This window comes from Luteibacter sp. 9133, from assembly GCF_000800155.1.
GTDB lineage: Bacteria > Pseudomonadota > Gammaproteobacteria > Xanthomonadales > Rhodanobacteraceae > Luteibacter > Luteibacter mycovicinus.
Genome location: NZ_JUHO01000001.1, coordinates 787,831 through 811,991, shown reverse-complemented (window position 1 = coordinate 811,991; position 24,161 = coordinate 787,831). Strand labels below are relative to the sequence as shown.

Below are 24,161 nucleotides of genomic sequence, written 5' to 3'. Positions count from 1 at the left end.
AAGGCCTCTAATCGTACAAGGCCAGCATCACTCCCCCTCCCCCATGGTGCTGGCCGCCCCGAAAATAAGAGGAACAGTCCCATGAAAAAGGCAGCCCTTGCCCTTGCAGTCTCTTGCGCCTCGTTTGCGGCCATTCCGGCCTTCGCACAGGATTCCAACCCGGCAGTGACCGGCAACTATCAGCCCAGCCAGGCCGTCGGTAGCGGTAACTGGTTCATCGGCGCCCAGGTCGGCCGCACCAACGGCAGCGACAATGGCGGCTTCGGTGACGGCAACAACGGCGGTTTCAATTTCCTCAAGGGAAACAAGGATCGTCGCACCGGTTACGGCCTGCTCGGCGGTTATCGCTGGAAGGTCGGCCCGGATCTCGGCCTGGGCCTTGAAGCCGGCTATGCGGATCTCGGCAACTACCGCGTCAAGAACGTCTTCGAAGACGGCCAGGACGTCGATCAGAAGGGCACGCGCAACGCGCTGCGCGGCTGGATGGTCGGTGTGAACGGTAAGGTCAACCTGGTCCAGGGCTGGTACCTGAGCGCACATGGCGGCTACTTCCGCGCCAACGACAACAACCAGAACTACAACAACAGCGTGAGCCAGGACCTCGGCTTCTCCAACGGCGGTAAGGCCGACCGTGGCAGCTGGTACGGCGGTGTCGGCACCGGTTGGGATATCAACGAGCACTTCAGCGTTGGTGCCAACTACGACTACTTCCATGCTGACGCGGGCAAGGTCAAGAACAACGCTACCGGCGAAATCTCGCGCGGCATCAAGCGCTCGACCGGTATCGTCTCGCTGGCGGGTGAATACCGCTTCTAAGCGACACGTTCGCCACGTAACAACGTTTTACGCTCAACCTTTAAGCCGCGACGCCACCCCCGTCGCGGCTTAAATTTTTATTAATACTGCACTGACCGGTATTGAATATCGAAGGCCTGGCCTTATCTAATTTTTCACGCGAGGCACCCCGGCCCCGCGCCGTTGTCGATGGCACTCCCCCCATGGCCGTCACAGCGAACAAGAAGAAAAGCAGGAGAGATCCACCATGAAGAAGACCCTCATCGCGCTCGCCCTCGTCGCCGCCGGTTCCGTTGCGGCTCCGGCCTTTGCGCAAGACGCCAACGGCGCTGGCTGGTTCGTCAACGGCAACGTCGGTCGCACATCCGTGGACAAGGGCCGTTATGACGGCCACGACACCGGTTACGCGGTCAACGGCGGCTACCGCTGGGCCGTGAGCCCGTGGGCCGCCCTGGGTGTCGAGGCCGGTTACAACGACCTGGGCAACATCCACGCTAAGAATGTCTTCAACAGCGATCGCGTCGTCGATCGTCGCAAGTCCGAGCTGCACGGCTGGACCGCCGGCGTGAATGGCCACTTCAATATCGATCCGAAGTGGTACATCAGCGGCCGTGCCGGTATCTACTCGTGGAAGGGCCACGGCACCAGCAACGACGACATCAACCGCCACGATCTGGACAAGACCAGCTGGTATGCGGGTGCGGGCGTAGGCTATGACTTCAACAGGAACTGGAGCATGGGCATCAACTACGACCACTACGATGCCAAGAAGGACGGTCTGGATCTGTCGACCAACATGACGTCGGTCAGCGCTGAATACCGCTTCTAAGCTCAATCGATAGCGTTAAAAAGAAGGGCGCCGCGAGGCGCCCTTCTTTCTTAGTTCGGCTGGTACTCCCAGATCTGGTTGGCGCCGTGATAGCAATCCCACAGGTGAGGACGTGATCCATTGACCTGTCCGCCTGATGGATCATCCACGCAAAGGTTACTCTGCACACCCCGCACCTCTCCACGCAAACGCCAGATCTGCTTCGGTGTACCGTCGCATTGCTGCATGTGGACATCAGCACCGTTAGCCGATCCTGCGTTGGTTACCTCGACGCAGAGCCCTCCGTAGCCAACGATGCTACCGTTGGACGCCAACTGAAACTTCTGATTTGGGGCCCCTGTGCAGTCCCAGAGCTGAAGTGGCGTACCGTTCGCCGTCCCGAGCGCAGTAACGTCGAGGCAACGCCCCGTATCGATCTTGAACTGACTGGTTGCCGGGTCGAAGGTAAAGCTCTGGTTCGGCGAGCCAGCGTTATCCCAAACCTGGATGCGCGTGCCGTTTGCCGACCCGGCCGCCAAGGCGTCAAGCCCGCGACCGTACTTCGACGAAATGACAGCCGAGTGCGTGAAACGCCAAGCCTGATTGGACGCTCCCGTCAGCTGCCACAGATGAAGAAGCGTTCCATTCGTCGTACCGTAAGCAACAGCATCGAGCGCTGAAGAGGTTCCCGAGGACACCAGCGAACTCGTATCCGCCTTCATCGCCCAGTGTTGCCAGCGAAGGCCATTGCACGCCCACATCTGAATCGCTGAATCGTTAGCGGTGCCGCCAGCAGATACTTCGAGGCAACGGCCAGAGCCATTCGCAAGCATCAAGGTACCTGCTGCTGCGTTCGGATTGGCTTCAGGCGCCGGCGGCGCACGGAAGTTCGCTGCGACTAGCAGCGTCTCACGAAACGTCCTCGCTAGGTCAGCCGAATTTGCCACGCCGCACGGCAAGCCCTTGCAGATCGAGACGCCCGGGTTCGAGTAGAGCAACTCAGGTTCCTGACCGTTCAGGCTATACGACATGATGTCGTAGAAATTAGCGTCGTCGTTCCGATAGCCGTACGAGTAGGCATACAAACCACCCGTAGAGTTCGTCTGTGCATTGTGCTGAGCACCTAGGTTGTGCCCCATTTCATGCGCCAGCGAGGTATCCGGGCAGTACGAGTACGCGCCGCCACCCTGATCGATCGTTCCGTCGCCAACGACCGAGAAAGTCTGGTCGCGCCCGGTACTGGCATAGGGTGCCTGAGGGATGTACGCCAGCCCACAGCCGTTCTGACCCGTCGCGTAGCGACGCACGAAGCTCACCATGTCCGCACCATACTGGGCACGTGCCGCGCGCATGGCGGCAAGCGGCGACGAGGCGGATGTGGAAGCAAGGTCGGTCAATGCCACGCCATTATCGGTGCCGTCGGCGTAGTTGATCTCTAGCGTCCCGACAAGGCGAAACGACGCCGTCGTCACCGCCGAATTGCCGAGCCCACGGTTAGCTACATCGACAAGATTGGTCAGCCGGGTCGTCACAGCGGACGTCGAACCAAGCGACGTCCGATATCCCGTCGAATAGCCGATGACCACGTCGACCGGAGTACCCGTGACGGCTGCCGCAGCGGCGACCACAGGCTGTGAGGTAACGACCTCTGTCGACGCCGCGCCCGCCGCTTTAACCACGGTATCGCCGCCTGCGCGAATCCCTTGCTGCAACTGGCTATACGACGCACTGGTCACGTACGTTTTCCCCTGGATCGTCGTGATGCGCAACTGCTGCCCGTTGGACGACGGCAGCGATCCGTAGGTCGCGTCCGGCCCAAACGTGATCACCGCATCCTGGCTTGCCGTTCCTCCCGCCTCACGCCCCATCCAGGTCCAGTTGCCGTCGTCATGCGAGACGTGACGGTCGTAGTCGAGAGCGATCTGCGATCCATCAGGTGCGGTAAAGTTGAGGCGTCCTGACAGAGCCGATGCGAGCACCTGATCGACATCGATATCGACGGGATAGTAGGTGTAAGGGCCCTCGCGATGCGGCGTATCGGTCTTCGAGTAAGCGAACAACTCGCCGCTGGATGCGCTTGCCGCTGCCGCTCGACCTGACGATGCCGGGCTGGCCGGAGCCACTGCTGACATGCGCCCACGCTGCTGCGGAGGAAGCGGGGTCGACACCACCCTGGGGGCGGCAGGCGCTGCCACGACGGGCGTGGAAACACGCGCGTGTGACTGCCCGCTTATCGTTGCGTCCCCGGATACACGCCAGAGAACCGCCGCACTCAATGCGACGACACCGACTGCCGCCCACGCGGCCCCTTTCATACGATTCATCGCCAGCTCCCCGATTCCCCCTGGACCGGGACCCTCCACGGGAACCCGCCGCCCTCGCGCTGAGGACTTCCACTTACCTCGCATCAGACAATGGGCCGATGCCCGCAGCAAGTGGCCAATATGAAATATCGGCAGTAGCTCGCAAAAAAGAAGGCGCCCGTTCCGGCGCCTTCTTCACATCTGTGAACCAGCTAGCGAATCAGCGCTTCTTCCACTGCCCCAATGCAGCCTCGCCGTTTTCCTTGGCGCGCTCGTGCACCACGGCCTGGGCCTTGGCGACGTTGCCCTTCAGATCCTTCGACCAGACGTTCAGCGCCTCGGCGACGAGGGCGCGGCCGTAGGAGAAGCTGACCGGCCACGGATGCGGGCCCAGCTTGTTGATCAGGTCCAGATGCTCGGTCGCCTGCGCGTCGGACTGGCCGCCGGACAGGAACACGATGCCCGGCAGCGACGCAGGCACGGTAGCCTTCAGCACGCGGACGGTGGCTTCGGCGACTTCCTCGGGCGAGGCCTGTTCCGGCGAATGCTTGCCGGCGATGACCATGCTGACCTTGAGGATCGTGCCCTCGAGCATGACGTTCTGCTCGTACAGCGCGTTGAACAGGCTGCGCAGGACGGCCTCGTGCACGTCGTAGCTGACGTCGATGTCGTGCGTGCTGTCCGGGCTGTCCATGACGACTTCGGGCTCGACCATCGGCACCAGGCCGGCTTCCTGGCAGAGCGCGGCGTAGCGGGCCAGCGCGTGCATATTGGCCTCGATGGCGGTCGAGCTCGGGTTGTCCTCGGTGATATTGATCACCGCGCGCCACTTGGCGAACTGGGCGCCGAGCTGGGCGTATTCCTTGAGACGGTCGCGCAGGCCGTCGAGGCCTTCGGTCACGACGTCGCCCGGGAAGCCGGCCAGCGGCACCGGGCCCTTGTCCACCTTGATGCCCGGGATGATGCCGGCCTTCTTCATCGCATCCACGAGCGGGGTGCCGTCGCCGGTCTTCTGACGAATGGTCTCGTCGAAGAGGATCGCGCCGGAGATGTGGTCACCCAGGCCCGGTGCGGTGAGGAGCAGCTCGCGGTAGGCCCGACGGTTTTCCTCGGTGTTCTCGACGCCGGCGGCTTCGAAACGCTTCCGGATGGTGTTGGTCGACTCGTCGACGGCAATGATGCCCTTGCCGGTGGCGACCATCGCCTGCGCGATTTCTTCGAGGTTTTCGATGCTCATGAGGACTCCATGGATTTAGTGGTATGCAAAGCCGACGGAGTATAAACGGCTACCCCGCGAATCATGTTGTGCGATGCGATCAAGTGGTCTGGTCGTAGCCGGGCAGCTTGCACTTATCGAGGAGGGCCGTCTTGGCGGCGGGGTCTTCGGGCAGGTTGAAGCCCGTGACGTAGTAGGTCTGCACGGGAACGGCGGTGCCGTTCTGGTTGCCCTTCACGTAGACCAGCTGATTGACGATGCTCACGCCGACCTGACCGAGGTCGCCGGCGGGGACCACTTTCTCGATCTTCGCGTTCTGGGTGCGACCGTCCGAGCCGATCATGTAGCTGACGGCGACGCAGGTGGGCTGATTGAGGTTCTTGCCGGTGTTCGGCACGTCCGGGCTGACGGACTTGTTGGTGAGGTACCAGTAGCCGGTCAGACGCTCGGGGGCGACACGGCGGAGGTTCTGCGCCTGCGCGGAGCCCGCGGCAAGGAGGAGGACGGCGGCGGCGATGGCGCCGGTGCGGGAAGAAATGCGGATCATGACGCCCTCGGTGGTTTACCAGGGCGTTGAGTTTAACCCTGTGGGCGTTTGCGTTGCGTGTGAAATCACACCCTGACGTGGGGGCGCGCGCAAGGCACGCCCCCACACCGTCTTACAGGTCGCGCAGGCTGTCCGCGATACCGTCGTCCCCGATCACCAGCAACTTCAGGGTGTTGGTACCGCCGCCACGGCCGATGTGGTCACCGTGGGTCAGGATCACGCGATCGCCCTTGGTCAGCTTGCCCAGCGAGAACAGGTGCTGGAGCGCGGCGCGCGCGGTGTGCGCCGGATCGAGGTTGCCCTGGGCGAAGTCGACCGGCTGCACGTCGCGGAGCATCAGCATGCGGCGTCGGGCCATGTCGGACGGCGACATCGCATAGATGGGCACCGCGAAGCGATAGCGCGACAGCCACTGGGCCGTGGCACCCGACTCAGTCAGCGCCACGATGGCGCGCACGCCGACCTGAGCGGCCAGCGACATGGCGGCGAGCGCGATGGCCTGGTCGCTGCGGTCGAGCGACTGCACGTCCGGGCGCAGGTCGCCGCGCGGCTCGAACTGACGCTCGGCGCCGAGGCAGATGCGGCGCATGGCGGCCACGGCCTTGTCCGGGTGCGCACCGGCCGCGGTCTCTTCCGAAAGCATGACGGCGTCGGTGCCGTCGATCACGGCGTTGGCCACGTCGAGCACTTCGGCGCGGGTCGGAATCGGCGCGCGGACCATCGACTGCAGCATCTGCGTCGCGGTGATCACCGAGCGGTTGCGCTGCACGGACTCGCGAATGATCTTCTTCTGCAGGCCCGGGAGCTCGGCGTCACCGATTTCCACGCCCAGATCGCCACGGGCGACCATGACGACGTCGGACGCGTCGATGATTTCGCCGAGTACGGGGATGGCGTCGGCGCGCTCGATCTTGGAAACGATGGCGGCGTCGCCACCGGCTTCGCGGATCAGGCGGCGGGCTTCGTGCAGGTCTTCGGCGCAACGGACGAAGGAGACGGCGAGAAAGTCGGCGCCCATCTCGGCGGCCAGCTTGATGTCGTTACGGTCCTTGTCGGACAGCGCGGACACACTGAGGCCACCGCCCTGGCGGTTGAGACCCTTACGTGCCGACAGGCGGCCACCGATGATGACGCGGGTGCGGATTTCGGTACCCGAAATTTCCAGCACCGACAGCGCGATCAGGCCGTCGTCCAGCAGCAGCACGTCGCCCGGGACGACGTCCTTGGGCAGGTCGTAGTAGCTGACGCCCACGTGGGTCTGGGTGCCGGCCGGTGCGTCCGGGCGGCAGTCGAGGGTGAAGTTGTCACCGGCCATCAGGTCGATCGGACCGTCGGCGAACTTCTCGATGCGGATCTTCGGACCCTGCAGATCGGCCAGGATGCCGACTTCGCGACCGACCTTCAGCGCGGCGGCGCGCACGGCATTGGCGCGGGCGCGGTGGTCGTCAGGCACGCCATGCGAGAGGTTGAGGCGAACGATATCCACGCCCTCCTCCAGAATTTTCTCAAGCATGCCCGGCACGTCGGTGGCGGGTCCGAGGGTGGCGACGATCTTGGTACGGCGAACCTGGATATCGGTCATCTGTGTCTACCTTGTCTTCGAATGCGAATTCGGGGCGCGGATCAGTCCAGCGTCTTGTTGAGCAGGTCGGCGAGACGCTTGCCCGCTTCACGCAGGCGGGTCTCGGCGACCGGGAGGTTTCTGGCGACGTAGGCGTCGTCGACCTTGTGCGAGTCCGGATAGAAGCCGTGCTTCGCCACGATCTCGCAGGATTCCTCGGCCCACTGGGCGTACGGGTTATCCAGCGGCGCCTGGGGCTTCGGGAGCGTGACCTGGCCTTCGGCGGCCAGACGGTCGGCGTAGGCCTGCCACTTGAGGTCGCGGGTGTAGAGCATTTTCGAGTCCCACACGCTGTGTAGGTTGGTGCCCTTGCCGTCGAACTGGACCTGGTAGTCGTTGCCGCCCTTGTCGTCGTGGTTGCCGGCATGCAGCGGCTGGTGCACGTCGCCCACGAAGTGGACCACGAACTTCAGCGCTTCGGCCCGCTCGGCGTTGGACTTGTGGCGGTCGCCCAGGATGGCGACGTACTTCTCGAGGCCGCCCACCACGCACTTGCCACCGGCGCACTGCCGGGCCGGCACGTAGTGGCACTTACCGTCGACGAAGTCCATGTAATGCAGGGGGCCGGTGGCCTTGCCCAGCTCCTTCGTCTCCGGGTTGTCGCGCAGGCGGTCCGGCCAGCTGGCGACGTCGGGCAGGGAATCGTCCCCGTCGGCCTTGAGCAGGCGCTCCACTTCGGCTTTGGCCGAGGGGTCCAGCTGGCGGAAGGCCAGCTCGGCGACGATACGGTGGCCGATGTCGCCCCAGGCCTGAACGGTGGTGGCGAAGGCGGGTACGGCGAGGGCCAGCAGGGCGGCAATGGTGCGGCGCTTGAGAACGGCGTTCATGAGCCTGTAAACGATTCCGGACGGGGCGAACGGGCAAGTGTGCCACAGCCGGACTGAGACTCGGATGACAGATCGCGGCGGTGCAGCAAGCAGGCCCCTGCGACGTTCCGCTACCATGGAGGTTTACGCACCTGCCCTTACCTCGTTAGCAAATCCCACCCGGAGGCTGCACATGACCATCAAGGTCGCCATCAACGGTTACGGTCGCATCGGTCGCAACATCCTGCGCTCGCTCTATGAGTCGAAGAAGAACGGCCAGGACATCCAGATCGTCGCGATCAACGATCTCGGCAACGCGGAAACCAACGCCCACCTCACCCAGTACGACACGGCTCACGGCCGTTTCCCGGGTGAGGTCTCGGTCGACAACGGCGACCTGATCGTCAACGGCGACCGCATCAAGGTCTTTGCCGAGCGCGATCCGGCCAAGCTCCCCTGGGGCGAGCACGGCGTGGACGTGGTGCTGGAGTCCACCGGCTTCTTCACCTCCAAGGCCAAGGCCAGCGCCCATATCGCCGGCGGCGCCAAGAAGGTCATCATCTCGGCCCCGGGCGACAAGGACGTGGACGGCACCTTCGTCATGGGCGTCAACGACGACAAGCTGACCTCGAAGCTCGAAGTCATCTCCAACGCGTCCTGCACCACCAACTGCCTCGCGCCGCTGGCCAAGGTGCTGCACTCGAAGATCGGCATCGTGCACGGCCTGATGACCACGATCCACGCGTACACCAACGATCAGGTGCTGACCGACGTCTACCACTCGGACCTGCGCCGCGCCCGTAGCGCCACGCACAGCCAGATTCCGACCAAGACCGGCGCCGCCGCCGCGGTCGGCCTGGTCCTGCCGGAGCTCAACGGCAAGCTCGACGGTTTCGCCATGCGCGTGCCGACGATCAACGTGTCCGTGGTCGACCTCACCTTCACCGCCGCCCGCGCGACGACCAAGGAAGAGATCGACGCCGCCATCAACGAAGCCGCCAACGGCGCTCTCAAGGGCATCCTGGCCGTCAATACCGCGCCGCTGGTGTCGATCGACTTCAACCACAACCCGCACTCGTCCATTTACGATTCGACGCAGACGCGCGTGATGGAAGGCACCCTGGTCAAGGTCCTCTCGTGGTACGACAACGAGTGGGGCTTCTCGAACCGCATGCTCGATATGACCAAGGCGCTGATGGCCGCGAAATAAAAGCACCCGCGCAAGCGCGCTCCCCCTGTAGGAGCGCGCCTTGCGCGCGATGCTTTTAAAGAGAAGCCCCGCACGACAACGTGCGGGGCTTCTTCATTCGTAGCGTTGGGATACGCCTATGACAAGCGTCTGCGCAAGCTGGAACAGTCCCGCAAGTGGCTTGGTGAACGGTCCTTTTGGATTGCCCGGTGCGACGCGAAAAACGTAGGTGTCCATTCCGACCCACCGCACGCTTGTTTCGTGATTACGGCCCGGAGCACCGCAATCCACGAGATGCGCCTCGCTCTCCTTGCCTACGCTCACCCAGAGGCAGCCGTGCTGGCTAACCTCCTGCGTGGAAGATTGATCCCATCGCCAGTGAACAGTCACATTGCCGAGGGCGCCGACCGGCACGCTCACGACCTGAGGCGACGCGGTCACGCTACCTACCGGCGGCGGACAATTGTGGTAACACCGAACACCGCGCCCCCTCGTAGCTCGAATTCCACTTTCGCCGGGCCTCAAAGACAGAGCATGAGCGAGCTCATCCCTTTGCTGCGGAGGCGGGTCGTAAGCGCGCGGCTCTCCGTCGACGCGTTTCCTGGTAAGCGAGAGGGCGTCGGCGATCGCATCATCACGCTCGCCGTCCTCCGGCCTTGTCGGTCCGCAAAACACAATGACCAGTGCGAACGCGGCACATCCGACGATCCAGCACACCGTCTTCATGACTTGATCCAATGAAAGGATCGGCACACGGTACCGCGCCAAGCTTACTTCTGCTGTAGGAATTCCCTGCTTCGGAGCTAGGCATGTTCTCCTGTCATCAGGGAACAGTACTTCCTTCGCGCACAGCGAGTGATCGAGCGATTATGCTTTCTGGACCACTTGCTCGATCAAACTGAAGATCGATACGCCACGCTTGTCGGTGACCTCGATTTTCACCGTATGGCCAGAGGACAGGAACGGCGTCGCCCGCTTACCGTCGCGGAAGGTTTCGACCATGTACTGCTCGGCCAGGCAGGACGCGCCCTTACCGGTGTGTTCGTTGGCGATGGTGCTTGAGCCGACCAGCGTGCCGGCGGTGAGCGGAGGGGTCTTTCTGTAGAAGCGCGCTCCGCGCGCGATGCTCTAAAAGTAAGCCCCGCACGGAAACGTGCGGGGCTTTTTCATACCTGACTTACGGCATCAGAACCTTGTCGACAACGTGGATCACGCCGTTCGATTGCAGCACGTCGCCAATGGTCACGTGCGCAACACCGCCCTTGGCGTCGGTCACTTCGAGTGTCTTGCCAGACTGCATCACCGTCAGCGGCTCGCCCTGAACCGTGGTCAGGCTCGCCTTGCCATTACCCTTGGCAATCAGTGCCATAAGGTCGGACGCGGTGTAGCGACCCGATACCACGTGATAGGTAAGAATCTTGGTCAGCGTCGCCTTGTTCTCGGGCTTGACCAACGTATCGACCGTACCGGCCGGTAGCGCATTGAACGCTTCGTTGGTTGGGGCGAACACAGTGAAGGGACCCGGTCCCGACAGCGTATCGACGAGCCCGGCAGCCTTCACGGCAGCAACCAGCGTGGTGTGGTCTTTCGAGTTGACGGCGTTCTGGACGATGTTCTTCGTCGGATACATCGCGGCGCCACCGACCATGACCGTCTTCTGCGCCCCCATGGCGTCGTCGGCGAAAGCAACATTGATCACGCCGCAAACGGCCGTGAGGGCAAACGCGACGTGAAGCGTGCGAGCAAGCATGCGACTTTTCATGGCGGATCCTCTGTCCCCGTGATTGGGGTACCAATAGATACGCACGCATGAGTCGCCCGGATGCGGGGCCGTCAGTATTTTTGAATGCGCTGTTCGATCGAGCCGAAAATGCTCACACCCTTCTCATCCGTGATGTCGATCTTCACGGTATCGCCGAAGGAAAGAAACGGCGTCGTCGGCTTGCCGTCACGCAACGTCTCAACCGTACGCTGCTCGGCGAGGCACGAAGCCCCCTTGCCCGTATCCTCATTCGCAATCGTGCCCGAGCCCACCAGCGTGCCGGCGGTCAACGGGCGCGTCTTTGCCACATGAGCAACGAGCTGAGAGAAGTCGAACTGCATATCGACACCGCACTCGGCCTCACCAAACCATTGGCCGTTGATCCACGTCCGCATCGGCAGGTGCAGCTTCTCGTCTTTCCACACGTCGCCCAGCTCGTCGGGCGTGACGAACACTGGCGACAGCGCGGAACGCGGCTTGGACTGCAGAAAGCCGAAGCCCTTCGCCAGCTCGCCGGGAATCAGGCCACGCAACGAAACGTCGTTGACCAGTCCGATCAGCTGAATGTGGCCAGCCGCCTGTGCGGGTGTCACGCCCATCGGCACGTCATCGGTGACGACCAGCACTTCGGCCTCAAGGTCAATGCCGAAGTCCTCGCTGGGCACGACGACCGGATCGCGGGGCCCAAGAAAACCGGCGCTGGTCGCCTGATACATCAGCGGATCGGTGTAGAACGAGGCGGGTACTTCCGCGCCACGGGCACGGCGGACGCGCTCGACGTGAGGCAGATAGGCACTGCCGTCGACGAACTCATAGGCGCGCGGCAGCGGCGCGGCGAGCTTCGTCACGTCGAGATCGAAAGCACCGGTCGCCCCGCCCTCGTTGAGATCTTCCGACAAAGCATTGAGACGCGGCGCGATGGCACTCCAGTCGTCGAGCGCGGCCTGCAACGTCGGCGCGATGCCCGCCGCTTTCACGGCGCGGGTGAGGTCACGACTGACGACGACCAGCGTGCCGTCACGGCCGCCTTCCTTCAGAGAAGCGAGTTTCATGGATGTCCTTTGCGATCAGACCGTCGGCGGCGTGAAGTGTTTCTTCAGACCGCGCCAGCATTCGTAATAGTCGCCCTGCAGCGCTTTGGATGCCAGCGCCTGGCGGGTGGGGCGGATGACCTTGCGGGTCTCGAACATGAAGGCCATCGTGCCCGTGATGTGGTCGGGACGCGAGACATCGGCGCTCGAGGCCTTCTCGAAACTCGCCGCGTCCGGGCCGTGGCCGCTCATGCAGTTGTGCAGGCTCGAACCACCCGGCACGAAACCACCGGCCTTCGCGTCGTACGCGCCGTCGATCAGGCCCATGAACTCGCTGGCCACGTTGCGATGGAAGTACGGCGGGCGGAACGTGTGCTCGGCCACCAGCCAGCGCGGCGGAAAGATCACGAAATCCATGTTCGCCGTGCCCGGCGTGTCGCTGGCCGAGGTCAGCACTGTGAAGATCGACGGATCCGGGTGATCCACGGCGATCGAGCCGATCGTGTTGAAGCGGCGCAAGTCGTATTTGTAGGGCGCGTAGTTGCCATGCCACGCGACCACGTCGAGCGGCGAGTGGTCGATGGTGGCCGACCACAGCGCGCCCTGAAACTTCGCGATCAGTGCAAAATCACCGTCGAGATCCTCGTAGGACGCCACTGGCGTAAGGAAGTCACGCGGGTGGGCAAGTCCGTTCGCGCCGATCGGACCGAGGTCGGGAAGGTGCAGCTGCGCCCCGAAGTTCTCGGCGACGTAGCCACGCACTTCGCCGTCCGGCAGCTCGACCAGGAAACGCACGCCACGCGGAACCACCGCGATCTCGAGCGGGGCGACGTCGAGCACGCCCAGCTCGGTGCGAATGCGCAACCGGCCCTGTTGCGGCACGATCAGCAGCTCGCCATCGGCATCGTAGAAGTAACGCCCTTCCATCGAGCGATTGGCGCAGTAAAGGTGGATGCCGATACCCGCCTGCTCTTCCGCGCCGCCGTTGCCACCCATGGTGACCAGACCGTCGAGGAAATCCGTCGGGGTGGACGGCATCGGCAACGGATCCCAACGCATCTGGTTGGGTGTGGCCGGCGCTTCCTGGAAACGGTTATGGAAGGTCTCGTGGCCCAGCGCCGAGAACGGCGAGTGCTGCGCGGCGGGACGGATCCGGTACAGCCAGCTGCGCCGGTTGCGGTGACGCGGCGCGGTGAACGCGCTGCCGGACAACTGCTCGGCGTACAGGCCGTGAGCGACCTGTTGCGGCGAGTTCTGTCCGGTCGGCAGCACGCCAGCGACCGCTTCGGTGGCGAACTCGTTGCCGAAGCCGGTCTGGTAGGCGCGGGTGTCTTCGATGTGGCTCATCGGGGTCCTGTCGCGCGCGAGGCGCGCTCCTACGTGTCGACGGTGATCTTAGAGTACGCCGCGACGCATCTGGTCGCGCTCGATGGACTCGAACAGCGCCTTGAAGTTGCCGTTGCCGAAGCCTTCGTTGCCCTTGCGCTGGATGATCTCGAAAAAGATCGGCCCGATGTTGTTCTGGGTGAAGATCTGCAGCAGCAGCTTCTTCTTGGTCTCGTCGTCGGCGTCGATCAGCAGCTTGTTCTTCTGCAGGCGCGGGATGTCTTCACCGTGGTCGGGCACGCGGATGTCGATCACTTCGTAATACGTGTCCGGCGTCTCGAGGAAGGCAACGCCCTGCGCACGCATCGCTTCCACCGACTCATAGATGTTATCGGTGAACAGCGCGATGTGCTGGATGCCTTCGCCGTTGTATTCGCGGATGTACTCGTTGATCTGCGACTTTTCGTCCGACGACTCGTTGAGCGGGATACGGACCATGCCGTCCGGCGCGGTCATCGCCTTCGACACCAGGCCGGTCTTGGCGCCCTTGATGTCGAAATAGCGGATTTCGCGGAAGTTGAACAGGCGCTCGTAGTAATCCGACCACTTCTGCATGTTGCCGAAGTGCAGGTTGTGGGTCAGATGATCGATGAAGGTGAGGCCGAAACCCTTCGGGTGCCGGTCGACGCCCGGAATCCACTCGAACTCCGAATCGAACACATCGCCCTTGGCGGCATAGGTATCGATGAGATACAGCGCGCAGCCACCGATGCCCTGGATCGTCGGGACATTCAGCGCCAGCGTGTCGGCTTTGTCCGCGACCTTCTCAGCGCCGTTCGACAGCGCGGTGGCCTGCACGTCGGTCGCCGGACGGTTGAAACGGATCGCGAAGCCGCAAGCGCTCGGACCATGCGCGGCCGCGAAATCGGACGCGAAGGAGCCCGGCTCTTCGTTCACCAGGAAATTGCAGTCGCCCTGGCGATACAGGGTGATAGCCTTGGTCTTGTGCTTCGCCACGGCCGTGAAGCCAAGCTTCGGAAACAGCGTGTGCAGCAGCGCGCTGTCGGGCGCGGCGAACTCGACGAACTCGAAGCCATCGACACCCTGCGGGTTTTCGAAGGTGGTGACTTCCATACCGATATTGGGCTGGGCGCTCATGGGCGATACTCCTGGCTTGGGCACGGCTTACGCCGTCGACTCGCACCTTATAGTTTCACTTGTAACCATTTGCAAGGACCAGCGCAGCAATGACCTTTGAACCCGTGCCCGCCCATGCCCCGCTGGAACTGGAGCACTTCCTGCCCTACCGCCTGTCGATCCTGTCGAACACGGTGAGCCAGTCGATCGCCGCGGAGTACGAGGACCGGTTCCAGCTCAGCATGACCGAATGGCGCGTGATGACGATTCTGGCCCGGTTCCCCGAGATTTCGGCGCGGGAGGTGGTCGAGCGGACGGCCATGGACAAGGTCGCCGTAAGCCGGGCCGTGGCGCGGCTGGTCGAGAAGGGGCGCGTGGATCGGGGCACCCATGACGGGGACAAGCGCCGGTCGGTGCTGCAGCTGTCCGAGGCCGGATGGGCGATTCATGACGAGGTCGCGCCGATGGCGCGGGCGCATGAGCGGGAGTTGCTCGCGAAGCTGGACGAGGGCGAGAGGGCCCAGCTCAACAGCATTCTGGACAAGCTTCTCGACACGGCGCGGTAAAACCACACCGCGACCGCTTACGTAGGAGCGCGCCCCGCGCGCGATTCGGTGATGCGAGGTGGGGGCATTACCGAATCGCGCGCAAGGCGCGCTCCTACAGTGACACGAGGCGCCGTGAAGCGGCGCGCCGCGTCATTTCACCCCGTGCATCAACCGGTTGATCAGCGGCGCGATCACGAACAACACGATGCCCGCGCCGATCAAGAGCTCGAAGCTGAAGGTGAACCCGCTCAGCGCGGAACCCACGGTCATTCCTGTTTCGCCGCTGATATGACCCGCCAGCAGACCGGACAGGTTGTTGCCGATCGCCGTGGACAGGAACCACCCACCCATCGCCAGGCCGACCACGCGCAGCGGCGCCAGCTTGGTCACCATCGACAGGCCGATCGGTGACAGGCACAGCTCGCCGATGGTCTGCATGACGTAGCACAGCGCCAGCGGCCAGAACGGGATCAGGTTGTCCGTGCCGACGAGCGCGCTCAGCGCGTACATCAACACCAGGAAACCCAGTGCGTTGAACATGAGGCCGAGGCCGAACTTGCGCGGGATCGACGGTTCCTTGCGGTGCCGTGCCGACCAGCCCCAGGCCAGCGCCACGATGGGCGCAAAGACCAGGATCGCCGCCGAGTTCACCGACTGGAACCAGCCGGTGGGAAATTCCCAGCCGCCGAACATGTGACGATCGACGATATTCTGCGCGAGGAAGTTGAACGAGCTGCCGGCCTGTTCGAAGAACATCCAGAACAGCACGTTGAAGGCGAACAGCAGGAGCATGGCGATGACGCGGTGGATCTGGATGCGGTCGTGCCGGACGGCCTCGACGACCAGCATCGCGGCCACGCCGATGAAGAGCACGCCGAGCAGCCACGCGATGAAGATCGCTCCCGCCTTGGCCATCAGCAGGTAGACCAGCGGAATGGCGACGAGGATGCCGACGATCACTGCGATCAGGCTCTTGCCCTCGTGGCGCTCCGGCGGCGGCACGCCGACGCCCTTGAGCTGTTTCTTGCCGATGAGGAACCAGATGAAGCAGATCACCATGCCGACGCCGGTGGAGGCGAAAACGGCGCGGTAGTTGTCCTGCAACGGCGTGTTGCTCATCACCGAGGCGATCCAGCCGGTGATCAGCGGGGCGAGGAAGCCGCCCATGTTGATGCCCATGTAGAAGATGGTGAAGCCGCGATCGCGGCGGTCATCGCCCTGCGGGTAGATCTGGCCGACCAGCGAAGAAATGTTCGGCTTGAACAGACCGTTGCCCACGATCACCGTGGCCAGACCGGCGAGGAACACCTGCTGGTTCGGCACCATCACCATGAACAGGCCCGCGCCCATCACCGCGGCGCCGACGAGGATCGAACGCTGGTAACCGAGGATGCGGTCGGCGACCCAGCCGCCGAAGATGGCCGACGCGTAGACCAGCGCGAGGTACGCGCCGTAGGTGCGGCTGGCGTAGCCCTGCCCCGATGCATCGCCCTTGAAGAATTCGGCCACGATGTACAGCGTCAGCGCCCAGCGCATGCCGTAGAAAGCGAAGCGCTCCCAGAACTCGGTCATGAACAGCATCCACAAGGGGCGCGGATGCCCCAGGGTCTGCGGATAGTCGGGCACGGGCCGTGTCTGGCTTGGGGCGGTCGGTGTCATGGCTTCCCTTGGCGATGGATCGGTCGATCGATCAAGGGTGTTTAGCTGGACCGGGCGGGAACGTCAAATGTCAGGTGCCCAGGATGGTGCGTACTTCGATCAGCTCGGGGAAGAAGCTCTGCTCGAGCGCCTTGCGCAGGAAAGCCACGCCGGAGGAACCGCCGGTGCCGGAGCGGAAGCCGATGATGCGCTCCACGGTTTTCATGTGGCGGAAGCGCCAGAGCTGGAACGATTCCTCGATATCCACGAGTTGCTCACTGAGATGGTACTCAGGCCAGTGGCTGGCGGTGTTTTCGTAGATGCGCTTGAAGACCGGCAGCAAGGCGGGTTCGCGCTGCCACGGCTGGCTGGTATCGCGTTGCAGCACGCTCGACGGCACCGCGTGCCCGCGGCGTGCGAGGAACCGCAGGTATTCGTCGTAAAGCCCGGGTGCTTCGAAAGTGGCCCTGAGGCGCTCGTGGGCAAGCGGATCGTGCTCGAACACGCGCAGCATGTCGGCGTGTTTGTTGCCCAGCACGAATTCGACGATGCGGTACTGCAGCGACTGGAATCCGGAGGACGGACCGAGCACGTCGCGGAACTGCAGATACTCCGTGGGGGTCAGTGTCTCGAGCACGCCCCACTGCTCGTAGAGCTGGTGCTGGATATGTTTGACACGGGCAAGGATTTTCAACGCGCGGTCGACGTCGTCCATGCGGAGATGCACCAGCGCCGCGTCCAGCTCGTGGATCAGCAGTTTCAGCCAGAGCTCCGAGGTCTGGTGCTGGATGATGAAGAGCATCTCGTCATGCTGGGGCGGATTGCTGCGGGGCTCCTGCGCGGACAGCACCTTGTCCAGTCGCAGGTAGTCGCCATACGTGAGGCGCCCGTCGAGGTCGGTGCGGATGCCCGGTTCGAGGTCGCGCTGAGGATTGGTCATGGGTGAGTCGATTCGCAAAAAGGGGTTTGGAAGCCCTGAAACCCGCGCCGCGCCGCCATTCCGGGGCTGCGACGGCCGGTCTCATGCTGCGCCGTGCCTTGCCGGGTGATAATACCCCTGATATCTAGTCCGGCTCGCAATGATCGAAAAGCCGCTCGTGCCCCGCTGGATGGGCCGTCCGCTTCCCCACTCGTGCGTGTCGTTTCTAACCTTCCCCTGGGAGCGAGTCGTGTCCGTCGCCGCCAAGTTCGAAATCGAATACCTGCAGTACCTTGACCAGGATGGCAAGGAAACCGGTAAGGAACTCCCTGAATTCGCAAAGGATCTCGACCATATGGTCGAGCTCTACAAGCTGATGGTCTCCACACGCGTCTTCGACGCCAAGTCGATCGCGCTGCAGCGCACCGGCAAGCTCGGTACCTACGCGTCGTGCCTCGGTCACGAGGCCGCGCACGTCGGTATCGGCAGCGCCATGCGCCGCGAAGACTCCCTCGCGGTGTCCTACCGCGAATACGGCGCGCAGCTGTATCGCGGCGTCAAGCCGCGCGAGGTCTACACCTACTGGGGTGGCGACGAGCGTGGCAACGACTTCGCCGATGCCCCCGCGCACGACTTCGCCTGGTGCGTGCCGATCGGTACGCAGTGCCTGCACGCCGCCGGTTCGGCGCTCGCCTTCAAGATCCGCAAGGAACCGCGCGTGGCGGTCTGCACGATCGGTGACGGCGGTTCGTCCAAGGGCGACTTCTACGGCGCGATCAACGTCACCGGTGCGCAGAACCTGCCGCTGGTCGCCGTCATCGTGAACAACCAGTGGGCCATCTCGGTCCCGCGCCGCATCCAGAGCGGTTCCGGCACGCTGGCCCAGAAGGGCATCGCGGCCGGCCTGTTCTGCATCCAGGTGGACGGCAACGACATCATCGCCGTGCGCAAGGCGATGGAAGACGCGCTCGAGCGCGCCCGTTCCGGCCAGGGTGGCAGCGTGATCGAAGCGGTGACCTACCGCCTCGGCGACCACACCACCGCCGACGACGCCCGTCGCTACCGAGGCGAGCAGGAAGTGAAGGACGCCTGGGAGCGCGACCCCGTGCCGCGCCTGCGCAAGTGGCTCGAAGCCAAGGGCAAGTGGGACGACGCGAAGGAAGAGGCCTGGAAGGCCGAGTGCGATGACTGGATGGACAACGAGGTCAACGCGTACCTGGAGACGAAGAACCAGCCGGCAACGGCGATGTTCGACTATCTGTACGCCGAAGTCCCGGCCGACCTCGAAGCGCAGCGTGACTACGTCGCTTCCCTCGATCGCAAGTCGTAAGGATCTCTTCCCATGGCACAAATCACTCTGATCGAAGCAGTGACCCAGGCGCTCGCCTACGAAATGCGCAACGACGAAAGCGTCGTGGTGCTCGGTGAGGACGTCGGCGTCAACGGCGGCGTGTTCCGCGCCACCCAGGGCCTGCAGGAACAGTTCGGCGAAGAGCGCGTCATCGACACGCCGCTGGACGAAGGCACCATCGCCGGCCTGACCATCGGCCTGGCCGTGCAGGGCATGAAGCCGGTCGCCGAGGCGCAGTTCGAAGGCTTCATCTACCCGATGATGGAGCACATCGCCTGCCACGCCGCGCGCATGCGCAACCGCACCCGCGGTCGCATGACCGTGCCGGCCGTGTGGCGCGCCCCCTGGGGCGGCGGCATTCGTGCGCCGGAGCATCACTCCGAGGCCAACGAGCACCTGTTCACCAACATCCCGGGCCTGCGCGTAGTCATGCCGTCGTCCCCCGCGCGTGCCTACGGCCTGCTGCTCGCCGCCATCCGCGATCCGGATCCGGTGATCTTCTTCGAGCCCAAGCGCATCTATCGCCAGTACAAGGAAGAAGTGCCCGATGACGGCGAAGCGCTGCCGCTCGACGTGTGCTTCGTGCTGCGTGACGGCACCGACGTCACGCTGGTCACCTGGGGCGCGCAGGTCAAGGAATGCCTCGAGGCCGCCGACGAACTCGCGCAGCAGGGCATCAGCGCCGAAGTCATCGACGTCGCCACGCTGACCCCGCTGGACTTCGACACGATTGCCGAGTCGGTCGGCAGGACCGGCCGCTGCGTCATCGTGCACGAGGCTCCGAAGACGGCCGGTTTCGGTGCGGAGATCGCCGCCCGTCTGTCCGAGGAATGCCTGTACAGCCTGCTCGCGCCGGTCGAACGCGTCACCGGCTTCGATACCCACATCCCGCTGTTCCGCCTGGAAATGAAGTACCTGCCCAGCGTCGAACGCATCGTCGAAGCCGCCCAGCGCACGCTCGCCGCCTCCTGAGGAAACGATAGACATGGCCGACATCAAGACCTTTTACCTGCCGGACCTCGGCGAAGGCCTGCCCGACGCGACCGTCGTCGAGTGGCACGTCAAGGAAGGCGACACCATCAAGCTCGACGCCCCGCTGGTGTCGATGGAAACCGCGAAGGCCGTCGTCGACGTGCCGTCGCCCTTCTCCGGCACTGTGAAGAAGCTGCACGGCGGCGTGGGTGACATCATCGAAACCGGCGCGTCGCTGGCCGACTTCGAAATCGATCCCAACGCCCGCCAGCGTGCCGAAGCCGAATCCACGGGTCACCACCACGGCCCGAAGAAGAGCGTCGGCAGCCCGGCACCGGATGACGCGTCCAAGGTCGTCGCCTCCGACGACGGTGGCGAGATCGAATCCGATGGCAAGGCCCCGGCACAGCGCGAAGACGAAGGCACCGTCGTCGGCGCCATGGTCAGCGGCAACGCCGTGCACACCGAGCAGGTCTCGAGCGCCGGTGGCGTCAAGGCCGTACCGGCCGTGCGCGCGCTGGCGAAGAAGATGAAGATCGACCTCACCCGCGTGTCGCCCACGGGCGCCGGTGGCGTGATCACCATGGCCGACGTGAAGAACGCCGCCGCCAACGGGGGCGCCGCGCTCGGGGCATCCGGCTCGCAGCCTGCCGCACCCACGCGCCCCGCCTCGGCCCAGCACCTGGCACCCACGTTGCCCGAGCCGGGTACCGCCCCTTCGCGTACGCCGGTGTCGCTCGCGGGCAAGGCCGTGCGCACGGCGCCTCCGGGCAAGGACGCGATGGGCCAGCCGGAACAGCTCAAGGGTGTCCGCCGCAACATGGCACGCGTCATGGCCGATGCGCATGCCCAGGTCGTCCCGACCACGATCGTCGACGATGCCGATCTGCATGCCTGGATCGGCAAGCAGGACATCACCGCGCGTCTGATCCGCGCCATCGTCGTGGCCTGCAAGGCCGTGCCGGCGCTCAACGCCTGGTTCAACGGCAAGGACCTGACCCGCACGCTGCATCCGCACGTGGACATCGGCATCGCCGTGGACACCGAAGACGGCCTGTTCGTGCCCGCGCTGCGTAACGCCGACGTGCTCGACGGTGCCGGTGTCCGCGCCGCGATCAAGCGACTGCGTTCGTCGGTCGAGGATCGCAGCATCCCGGCATCGGAACTCTCCGGCTACACCATCAGCCTGTCCAATTTCGGCATGTTTGCCGGTCGTTACGCTACGCCGGTGGTGGTGCCGCCGACCGTTGCGATCATCGGTGCGGGCAAGCTGAGCCACGATGTGGTCGCCGTGATGGGCGGTATCGAAGTGCATCGCCGCATGCCGCTCTCGCTGACCTTCGACCACCGCGCCGCCACCGGCGGCGAAGCGGCGCGCTTCCTCAAGGCGATGATCGACGACCTGGGGCTGCCGCAGTAAGTCGCGGCGATCCTGTGGGTCCATTCGCGCGCGGGGCGCGCTCTTACACGATGGTGTAGGAGCGCGCCCCGCGCGCGGTGCTCGCAGTTTGTAGGAACGCACCATGTGCGCGATGCTCCCCCCATCGCAACCGACCTGCCACGCAGGTCACCGGGAGGGCACCCATGCAGTTCTTCGAGATCCACCACTTCGCCGGCCATGTGAACGAGACCTTCGAGGCCGACGTCGACACCGGGGACGGCAACGCGCCGTTCGTGCTGATGCAGGTGCAACCGCTGGCTTCGGCGTCCTCGTTCCGCCAGGCGTTCTCACTGCTGTTCCACAACACGGCGGCCATTCTTTTCGCCCAGCGCACCTACACGATGCGCCATCCGCAACTGGGCGAATTCGGTATCTTCCTCGTGCCCGTCGCGCGCGATCGCGACGGCTTCGTCTACCAGGCCGTCTTCAACTAGCGCGCATGCGCCGGTGCATGCCGCCGGCCGCGCCTTCGTCGACGAATCCCAGGCGCGTGTACAGCCGCATGGCGGCGGGATTGTTTACGGCCACGCTCAGGGTAACGGCGGGAGCGAGAGCACGCGTCGCCCGCAAGAGCGCCGTGCCGATACCCTGCCCGCGCGCGTCCGACACGAGTGCGATATCGACCACGTGCCACGCCTCCCCGGTCACGTCCAGGTAGTAGCGACCGATGTCACGACCCTTACGTTGAAGCACGAAGAAGTGCGCGTGGGGAAAGTGACTGACGAAGTGAATGTGCTGCATGCCGAACTGCTGGTCGGCAAAGGTGGCACGGGTGGCTTCCGGCCAGCCGGTAACGGCCAGTTCGTCGTCGCGCGTCTGGCGGTAGAGCATGCGAAGGAAGGGCAGATCGCATTCGCGGCCGGTGCGCAAACGCACGCCGGCGACGGCCAGGGCTTCCGCCAGCGCATCGCTGCCGGAGCCGGCGGCAGGAAAGCCGGGCAGGACCATCAGTTGAAATCGGGGTACACGCCCTGTAGCGCGATACAGAAATTCAGTGCCAGGAACGGCTGCCGGTTTTCATGCGGCAAGCCGGAACCCGCCGGCTGGAGCGCCATCGGATAAAGCGAGGTGGACGGTACCCCGGCCGGAACGAACGGTGCCGTGGTACTGGGTGACACCACGGCGCTGCCTGCTGCCGGAACCGATGTCCGCTTGGTCTGATCACGCTGGACGTAAACCGTCGCGCTGTGCCCGTGCGAGGGCATCTCCTGCACAGTCAACGCATGCTGGAATTCACCGTACGCATTGCCCGCCGACCGCGGCGTCAGTCCGGGCCCGGCACCGGTGCCGCCGGGCGCACGCGACGTGAGGTTGGGCAACATGAAGGTCGTCGAACCGTTGCCGCCGTAAGTGATCCCCAGCAAGGAATACAATGCCATGTACTGCGTCATCGGCAACGTCGCACCGTTACAGAATGCCCAGTCGACCGGGGCGAAGTCGAAAGCGAAAACCTGAATTTCGCCGAAGTAAGGTTCGGTCATGTCGTAGTCGCCTGCGAGGGATCAAGGGGGAGTGGGATAGACGCCGATGTATGCGATATAGAACGGTATGCTCAACGTCGGCATGAGGTTGTCGTGCGGCTGCGAGCCGCCCTGGTTGCTCACGGCGGCCGTTGCCAGCGGATAGCCGGTCAGGCCGGCGATACTCGGCGTGTACATCGTGTCCGGTGCGATACCACCCAGCACGGCACTGGAACCGGGCGAAGCACTGGTACCCGTGTCGGTGGTCGCGATGCAGGTGTGGTTGTGCATGGGCAGTTGTGGCGTCGACAAGGTCACCGTTTCGGTGCCGGCCTTCTGGCCCCACACGTAGCTGCCCAGCCCAGGCCCTTGTCCCTGCCCGACCGGCAAGCGGCCGCGCATGTCCGGAAGACCGAACGTGTTGACCCCATCACCGCCATAGGTAGTGCCGAGCAGCACATAGAGCGTCTCGTACTGGTTGATCGCGACCAGGCTGCCGTCGCAGGCGAGCCACCCATCCGGAACACGGCTGAAGCCGAACATGCGAATTTCACCGACATAACACTCGGACATGGTCGATCTCCTGGTTCTGCGTCAGCCGCGTGACGGGAAGATGCCGGTCATGGCGATGTTGAAGCCGACCACGCTGAACGGCTGCAGGTTCGGGTGCGGCTGATCGCCCCCGGCCATCCCGATGGTCGACCCGATCAACGGCGTCGGGTGTGCCGGGTTAGCGTAGAAATTTTCCGCCCCGGAGTTGCCGTACAACGCGTTCGTGGGCAGTTTCACGGTGCCCGCTGCGGTGGTGGCATTCAATGGATGCGTATGGATCGGCATCTGACCCTGCAGGAGGGTGACATTCTCCAGACCGGCCGCGGCACCCACGGTATACGCCGGCGGTTGCCAGTTGGCATCGACCGAAGGCCCGGAACCGACCGGTGAGCGGCCGCGAAGGTCGGGCAAGCCAAACGTGTTCCGGCCGTCACCACCGTAGTGCACGCCAAGCAGCGAGAACAACGCCTGGTTCTGCTGCACTGGCATCAACTGGCCGTTGCATGCCGCGAAACCCCTGGGTGCGAAGCTGAACCCCGCGAGCATGATCTGCCCGAGGAAATAGTTACTCATCCGATGTCCCCTGCGTTCGGCCGCGTCAGTCGGCGGCTGCGTCCATGGACTGTGGTCGATGGAAAGACTGCAAACAAGTAGTTGGATTCAAGTTCACGTCAACGTTGCCGATTAGACACACTGGTGGGGTCGAACGGCTGCGCATAATGCGCTCGCAGGCGACTGC

The 24,161-nt window shown here is 64.1% G+C and carries 23 protein-coding genes and 2 pseudogenes; 8 read left to right on the top strand and 17 right to left on the bottom strand.

What is annotated here, in order from left to right; all coding sequences use genetic code 11:
* Nucleotides 1–81: 81 nt before the first annotated feature.
* Together FA87_RS03355 and FA87_RS03350 are read left to right on the top strand one after the other, a co-directional pair.
* Nucleotides 82–816 (top strand): hypothetical protein, encoded by a 735-nt coding sequence (locus FA87_RS03355; RefSeq protein ID WP_036115820.1) that lies wholly within the window; start codon nucleotides 82–84, stop codon nucleotides 814–816.
* 226 nt (nucleotides 817–1,042) lie between these two features.
* Nucleotides 1,043–1,624, top strand: coding sequence for a porin family protein (locus tag FA87_RS03350; protein WP_036115822.1), 582 nt, complete (start codon nucleotides 1,043–1,045; stop codon nucleotides 1,622–1,624).
* Nucleotides 1,625–1,674: 50 nt separating this feature from the next.
* On the opposite strand, the gene FA87_RS19690 is transcribed toward FA87_RS03350, so the two are convergent.
* The 5 genes from FA87_RS19690 to FA87_RS03320 all read right to left on the bottom strand — a co-directional run bounded on the left by FA87_RS19690 (nucleotide 1,675) and on the right by FA87_RS03320 (nucleotide 8,117).
* Nucleotides 1,675–3,927 (bottom strand): ricin-type beta-trefoil lectin domain protein, encoded by a 2,253-nt coding sequence (locus tag FA87_RS19690; RefSeq protein WP_197062358.1) that lies wholly within the window; start codon nucleotides 3,925–3,927, stop codon nucleotides 1,675–1,677.
* Between the two features lie 199 nt (nucleotides 3,928–4,126).
* Nucleotides 4,127–5,143, bottom strand: coding sequence for a class I fructose-bisphosphate aldolase (locus FA87_RS03335; protein ID WP_043692393.1), 1,017 nt, complete (start codon nucleotides 5,141–5,143; stop codon nucleotides 4,127–4,129).
* Nucleotides 5,144–5,222: 79 nt separating this feature from the next.
* On the bottom strand, nucleotides 5,223–5,669 hold the full coding sequence (locus tag FA87_RS03330) for a hypothetical protein (protein WP_036115826.1): 447 nt from the start codon (nucleotides 5,667–5,669) through the stop codon (nucleotides 5,223–5,225).
* A 112-nt stretch (nucleotides 5,670–5,781) separates the two neighbouring features.
* Nucleotides 5,782–7,251, bottom strand: a complete 1,470-nt coding sequence (pyk, locus tag FA87_RS03325; protein WP_036115828.1) for a pyruvate kinase — start codon at nucleotides 7,249–7,251, stop codon at nucleotides 5,782–5,784.
* A 41-nt stretch (nucleotides 7,252–7,292) separates the two neighbouring features.
* On the bottom strand, nucleotides 7,293–8,117 hold the full coding sequence (locus FA87_RS03320; protein ID WP_043692391.1) for a S1/P1 nuclease: 825 nt from the start codon (nucleotides 8,115–8,117) through the stop codon (nucleotides 7,293–7,295).
* Nucleotides 8,118–8,289: 172 nt separating this feature from the next.
* On the opposite strand from FA87_RS03320, the gene gap reads away from it, so the two are divergent.
* Nucleotides 8,290–9,306 (top strand): type I glyceraldehyde-3-phosphate dehydrogenase, encoded by a 1,017-nt coding sequence (gene gap, locus FA87_RS03315; protein ID WP_043692388.1) that lies wholly within the window; start codon nucleotides 8,290–8,292, stop codon nucleotides 9,304–9,306.
* 93 nt (nucleotides 9,307–9,399) lie between these two features.
* On the opposite strand, the gene FA87_RS20635 is transcribed toward gap, so the two are convergent.
* From FA87_RS20635 to hppD, 6 genes and pseudogenes are all read right to left on the bottom strand, one after another.
* Complete coding sequence (locus FA87_RS20635; RefSeq protein ID WP_143025891.1) at nucleotides 9,400–9,726, bottom strand: hypothetical protein; 327 nt, start codon at nucleotides 9,724–9,726, stop codon at nucleotides 9,400–9,402.
* A gap of 426 nt (nucleotides 9,727–10,152) precedes the next feature.
* Nucleotides 10,153–10,383: pseudogene (locus tag FA87_RS21075) on the bottom strand (FAA hydrolase family protein); the annotation flags it as partial.
* Between the two features lie 79 nt (nucleotides 10,384–10,462).
* Nucleotides 10,463–10,930: pseudogene (locus FA87_RS03310) on the bottom strand (fasciclin domain-containing protein); the annotation flags it as partial.
* Nucleotides 10,931–11,118: 188 nt separating this feature from the next.
* Nucleotides 11,119–12,099: a fumarylacetoacetate hydrolase family protein gene (locus FA87_RS03305; protein WP_043692382.1), complete on the bottom strand. Its 981-nt coding sequence runs from the start codon at nucleotides 12,097–12,099 to the stop codon at nucleotides 11,119–11,121.
* Nucleotides 12,100–12,114: 15 nt separating this feature from the next.
* Nucleotides 12,115–13,425, bottom strand: a complete 1,311-nt coding sequence (gene hmgA, locus FA87_RS03300; RefSeq protein ID WP_043692380.1) for a homogentisate 1,2-dioxygenase — start codon at nucleotides 13,423–13,425, stop codon at nucleotides 12,115–12,117.
* 48 nt (nucleotides 13,426–13,473) lie between these two features.
* The gene (hppD, locus tag FA87_RS03295; protein WP_043692377.1) at nucleotides 13,474–14,562 is read right to left on the bottom strand and encodes a 4-hydroxyphenylpyruvate dioxygenase; all 1,089 of its coding nucleotides are present in this window, start codon (nucleotides 14,560–14,562) and stop codon (nucleotides 13,474–13,476) included.
* Nucleotides 14,563–14,651: 89 nt separating this feature from the next.
* Between hppD and FA87_RS03290 the strand changes: the two genes are divergently transcribed.
* The gene (locus FA87_RS03290; protein ID WP_036115847.1) at nucleotides 14,652–15,107 is read left to right on the top strand and encodes a MarR family winged helix-turn-helix transcriptional regulator; all 456 of its coding nucleotides are present in this window, start codon (nucleotides 14,652–14,654) and stop codon (nucleotides 15,105–15,107) included.
* Between the two features lie 132 nt (nucleotides 15,108–15,239).
* Here the strand turns inward: FA87_RS03290 and FA87_RS03285 are convergent, their stop codons facing one another.
* Nucleotides 15,240–16,748, bottom strand: a complete 1,509-nt coding sequence (locus tag FA87_RS03285; protein ID WP_043692373.1) for a peptide MFS transporter — start codon at nucleotides 16,746–16,748, stop codon at nucleotides 15,240–15,242.
* 70 nt (nucleotides 16,749–16,818) lie between these two features.
* Nucleotides 16,819–17,667: a tryptophan 2,3-dioxygenase family protein gene (locus FA87_RS03280; protein ID WP_043692370.1), complete on the bottom strand. Its 849-nt coding sequence runs from the start codon at nucleotides 17,665–17,667 to the stop codon at nucleotides 16,819–16,821.
* 229 nt (nucleotides 17,668–17,896) lie between these two features.
* Between FA87_RS03280 and pdhA the strand changes: the two genes are divergently transcribed.
* The 4 genes from pdhA (at nucleotide 17,897) to FA87_RS03260 (ending at nucleotide 21,844) form a co-directional block, all read left to right on the top strand.
* Nucleotides 17,897–18,976 (top strand): pyruvate dehydrogenase (acetyl-transferring) E1 component subunit alpha, encoded by a 1,080-nt coding sequence (gene pdhA / locus FA87_RS03275; RefSeq protein ID WP_036118354.1) that lies wholly within the window; start codon nucleotides 17,897–17,899, stop codon nucleotides 18,974–18,976.
* Nucleotides 18,977–18,988: 12 nt separating this feature from the next.
* On the top strand, nucleotides 18,989–19,969 hold the full coding sequence (locus FA87_RS03270) for an alpha-ketoacid dehydrogenase subunit beta (RefSeq protein ID WP_036115856.1): 981 nt from the start codon (nucleotides 18,989–18,991) through the stop codon (nucleotides 19,967–19,969).
* A gap of 13 nt (nucleotides 19,970–19,982) precedes the next feature.
* Nucleotides 19,983–21,389: a dihydrolipoamide acetyltransferase family protein gene (locus tag FA87_RS03265; RefSeq protein ID WP_043692368.1), complete on the top strand. Its 1,407-nt coding sequence runs from the start codon at nucleotides 19,983–19,985 to the stop codon at nucleotides 21,387–21,389.
* 164 nt (nucleotides 21,390–21,553) lie between these two features.
* Nucleotides 21,554–21,844 (top strand): hypothetical protein, encoded by a 291-nt coding sequence (locus FA87_RS03260; RefSeq protein ID WP_043692365.1) that lies wholly within the window; start codon nucleotides 21,554–21,556, stop codon nucleotides 21,842–21,844.
* On the opposite strand, the gene FA87_RS03255 is transcribed toward FA87_RS03260, so the two are convergent.
* Genes FA87_RS03255 through FA87_RS03240 form a run of 4 tightly spaced genes read right to left on the bottom strand, consistent with a single transcriptional unit; the run spans nucleotide 21,837 to nucleotide 23,995 of the window.
* A complete protein-coding gene (locus tag FA87_RS03255) occupies nucleotides 21,837–22,358 on the bottom strand; it encodes an N-acetyltransferase (protein ID WP_043692362.1) in 522 nt (173 codons plus the stop codon). The genes FA87_RS03260 and FA87_RS03255 overlap by 8 nt on opposite strands.
* Entirely contained in the window at nucleotides 22,358–22,891 is a 534-nt protein-coding gene (locus FA87_RS03250) for a tail fiber protein (RefSeq protein WP_043692360.1), read from the bottom strand. Before FA87_RS03250 ends, FA87_RS03255 begins: the two co-directional genes overlap by 1 nt.
* 21 nt (nucleotides 22,892–22,912) lie before the next feature.
* Complete coding sequence (locus FA87_RS03245; protein ID WP_043692357.1) at nucleotides 22,913–23,443, bottom strand: tail fiber protein; 531 nt, start codon at nucleotides 23,441–23,443, stop codon at nucleotides 22,913–22,915.
* Nucleotides 23,444–23,464: 21 nt separating this feature from the next.
* Nucleotides 23,465–23,995, bottom strand: coding sequence for a tail fiber protein (locus FA87_RS03240; RefSeq protein ID WP_043692355.1), 531 nt, complete (start codon nucleotides 23,993–23,995; stop codon nucleotides 23,465–23,467).
* Nucleotides 23,996–24,161: the final 166 nt, after the last annotated feature.

Excerpts from the sequence above, each read along its gene's own strand:
- FA87_RS03355 (WP_036115820.1), top strand. The coding sequence starts at position 82 with ATGAAAAAGGCAGCCCTTGCCCTTGCAGTCTCTTGCGCCTCGTTTGCG.
- FA87_RS03350 (WP_036115822.1), top strand. The coding sequence starts at position 1,043 with ATGAAGAAGACCCTCATCGCGCTCGCCCTCGTCGCCGCCGGTTCCGTT.
- FA87_RS19690 (WP_197062358.1), bottom strand. The coding sequence starts at position 3,927 with ATGAATCGTATGAAAGGGGCCGCGTGGGCGGCAGTCGGTGTCGTCGCA.
- FA87_RS03335 (WP_043692393.1), bottom strand. The coding sequence starts at position 5,143 with ATGAGCATCGAAAACCTCGAAGAAATCGCGCAGGCGATGGTCGCCACC.
- FA87_RS03330 (WP_036115826.1), bottom strand. The coding sequence starts at position 5,669 with ATGATCCGCATTTCTTCCCGCACCGGCGCCATCGCCGCCGCCGTCCTC.
- pyk (WP_036115828.1), bottom strand. The coding sequence starts at position 7,251 with ATGACCGATATCCAGGTTCGCCGTACCAAGATCGTCGCCACCCTCGGA.
- FA87_RS03320 (WP_043692391.1), bottom strand. The coding sequence starts at position 8,117 with ATGAACGCCGTTCTCAAGCGCCGCACCATTGCCGCCCTGCTGGCCCTC.
- gap (WP_043692388.1), top strand. The coding sequence starts at position 8,290 with ATGACCATCAAGGTCGCCATCAACGGTTACGGTCGCATCGGTCGCAAC.
- FA87_RS03305 (WP_043692382.1), bottom strand. The coding sequence starts at position 12,099 with ATGAAACTCGCTTCTCTGAAGGAAGGCGGCCGTGACGGCACGCTGGTC.
- hmgA (WP_043692380.1), bottom strand. The coding sequence starts at position 13,425 with ATGAGCCACATCGAAGACACCCGCGCCTACCAGACCGGCTTCGGCAAC.
- hppD (WP_043692377.1), bottom strand. The coding sequence starts at position 14,562 with ATGAGCGCCCAGCCCAATATCGGTATGGAAGTCACCACCTTCGAAAAC.
- FA87_RS03290 (WP_036115847.1), top strand. The coding sequence starts at position 14,652 with ATGACCTTTGAACCCGTGCCCGCCCATGCCCCGCTGGAACTGGAGCAC.
- FA87_RS03285 (WP_043692373.1), bottom strand. The coding sequence starts at position 16,748 with ATGACACCGACCGCCCCAAGCCAGACACGGCCCGTGCCCGACTATCCG.
- FA87_RS03280 (WP_043692370.1), bottom strand. The coding sequence starts at position 17,667 with ATGACCAATCCTCAGCGCGACCTCGAACCGGGCATCCGCACCGACCTC.
- FA87_RS03270 (WP_036115856.1), top strand. The coding sequence starts at position 18,989 with ATGGCACAAATCACTCTGATCGAAGCAGTGACCCAGGCGCTCGCCTAC.
- FA87_RS03265 (WP_043692368.1), top strand. The coding sequence starts at position 19,983 with ATGGCCGACATCAAGACCTTTTACCTGCCGGACCTCGGCGAAGGCCTG.
- FA87_RS03260 (WP_043692365.1), top strand. The coding sequence starts at position 21,554 with ATGCAGTTCTTCGAGATCCACCACTTCGCCGGCCATGTGAACGAGACC.
- FA87_RS03255 (WP_043692362.1), bottom strand. The coding sequence starts at position 22,358 with ATGGTCCTGCCCGGCTTTCCTGCCGCCGGCTCCGGCAGCGATGCGCTG.
- FA87_RS03250 (WP_043692360.1), bottom strand. The coding sequence starts at position 22,891 with ATGACCGAACCTTACTTCGGCGAAATTCAGGTTTTCGCTTTCGACTTC.
- FA87_RS03245 (WP_043692357.1), bottom strand. The coding sequence starts at position 23,443 with ATGTCCGAGTGTTATGTCGGTGAAATTCGCATGTTCGGCTTCAGCCGT.
- FA87_RS03240 (WP_043692355.1), bottom strand. The coding sequence starts at position 23,995 with ATGAGTAACTATTTCCTCGGGCAGATCATGCTCGCGGGGTTCAGCTTC.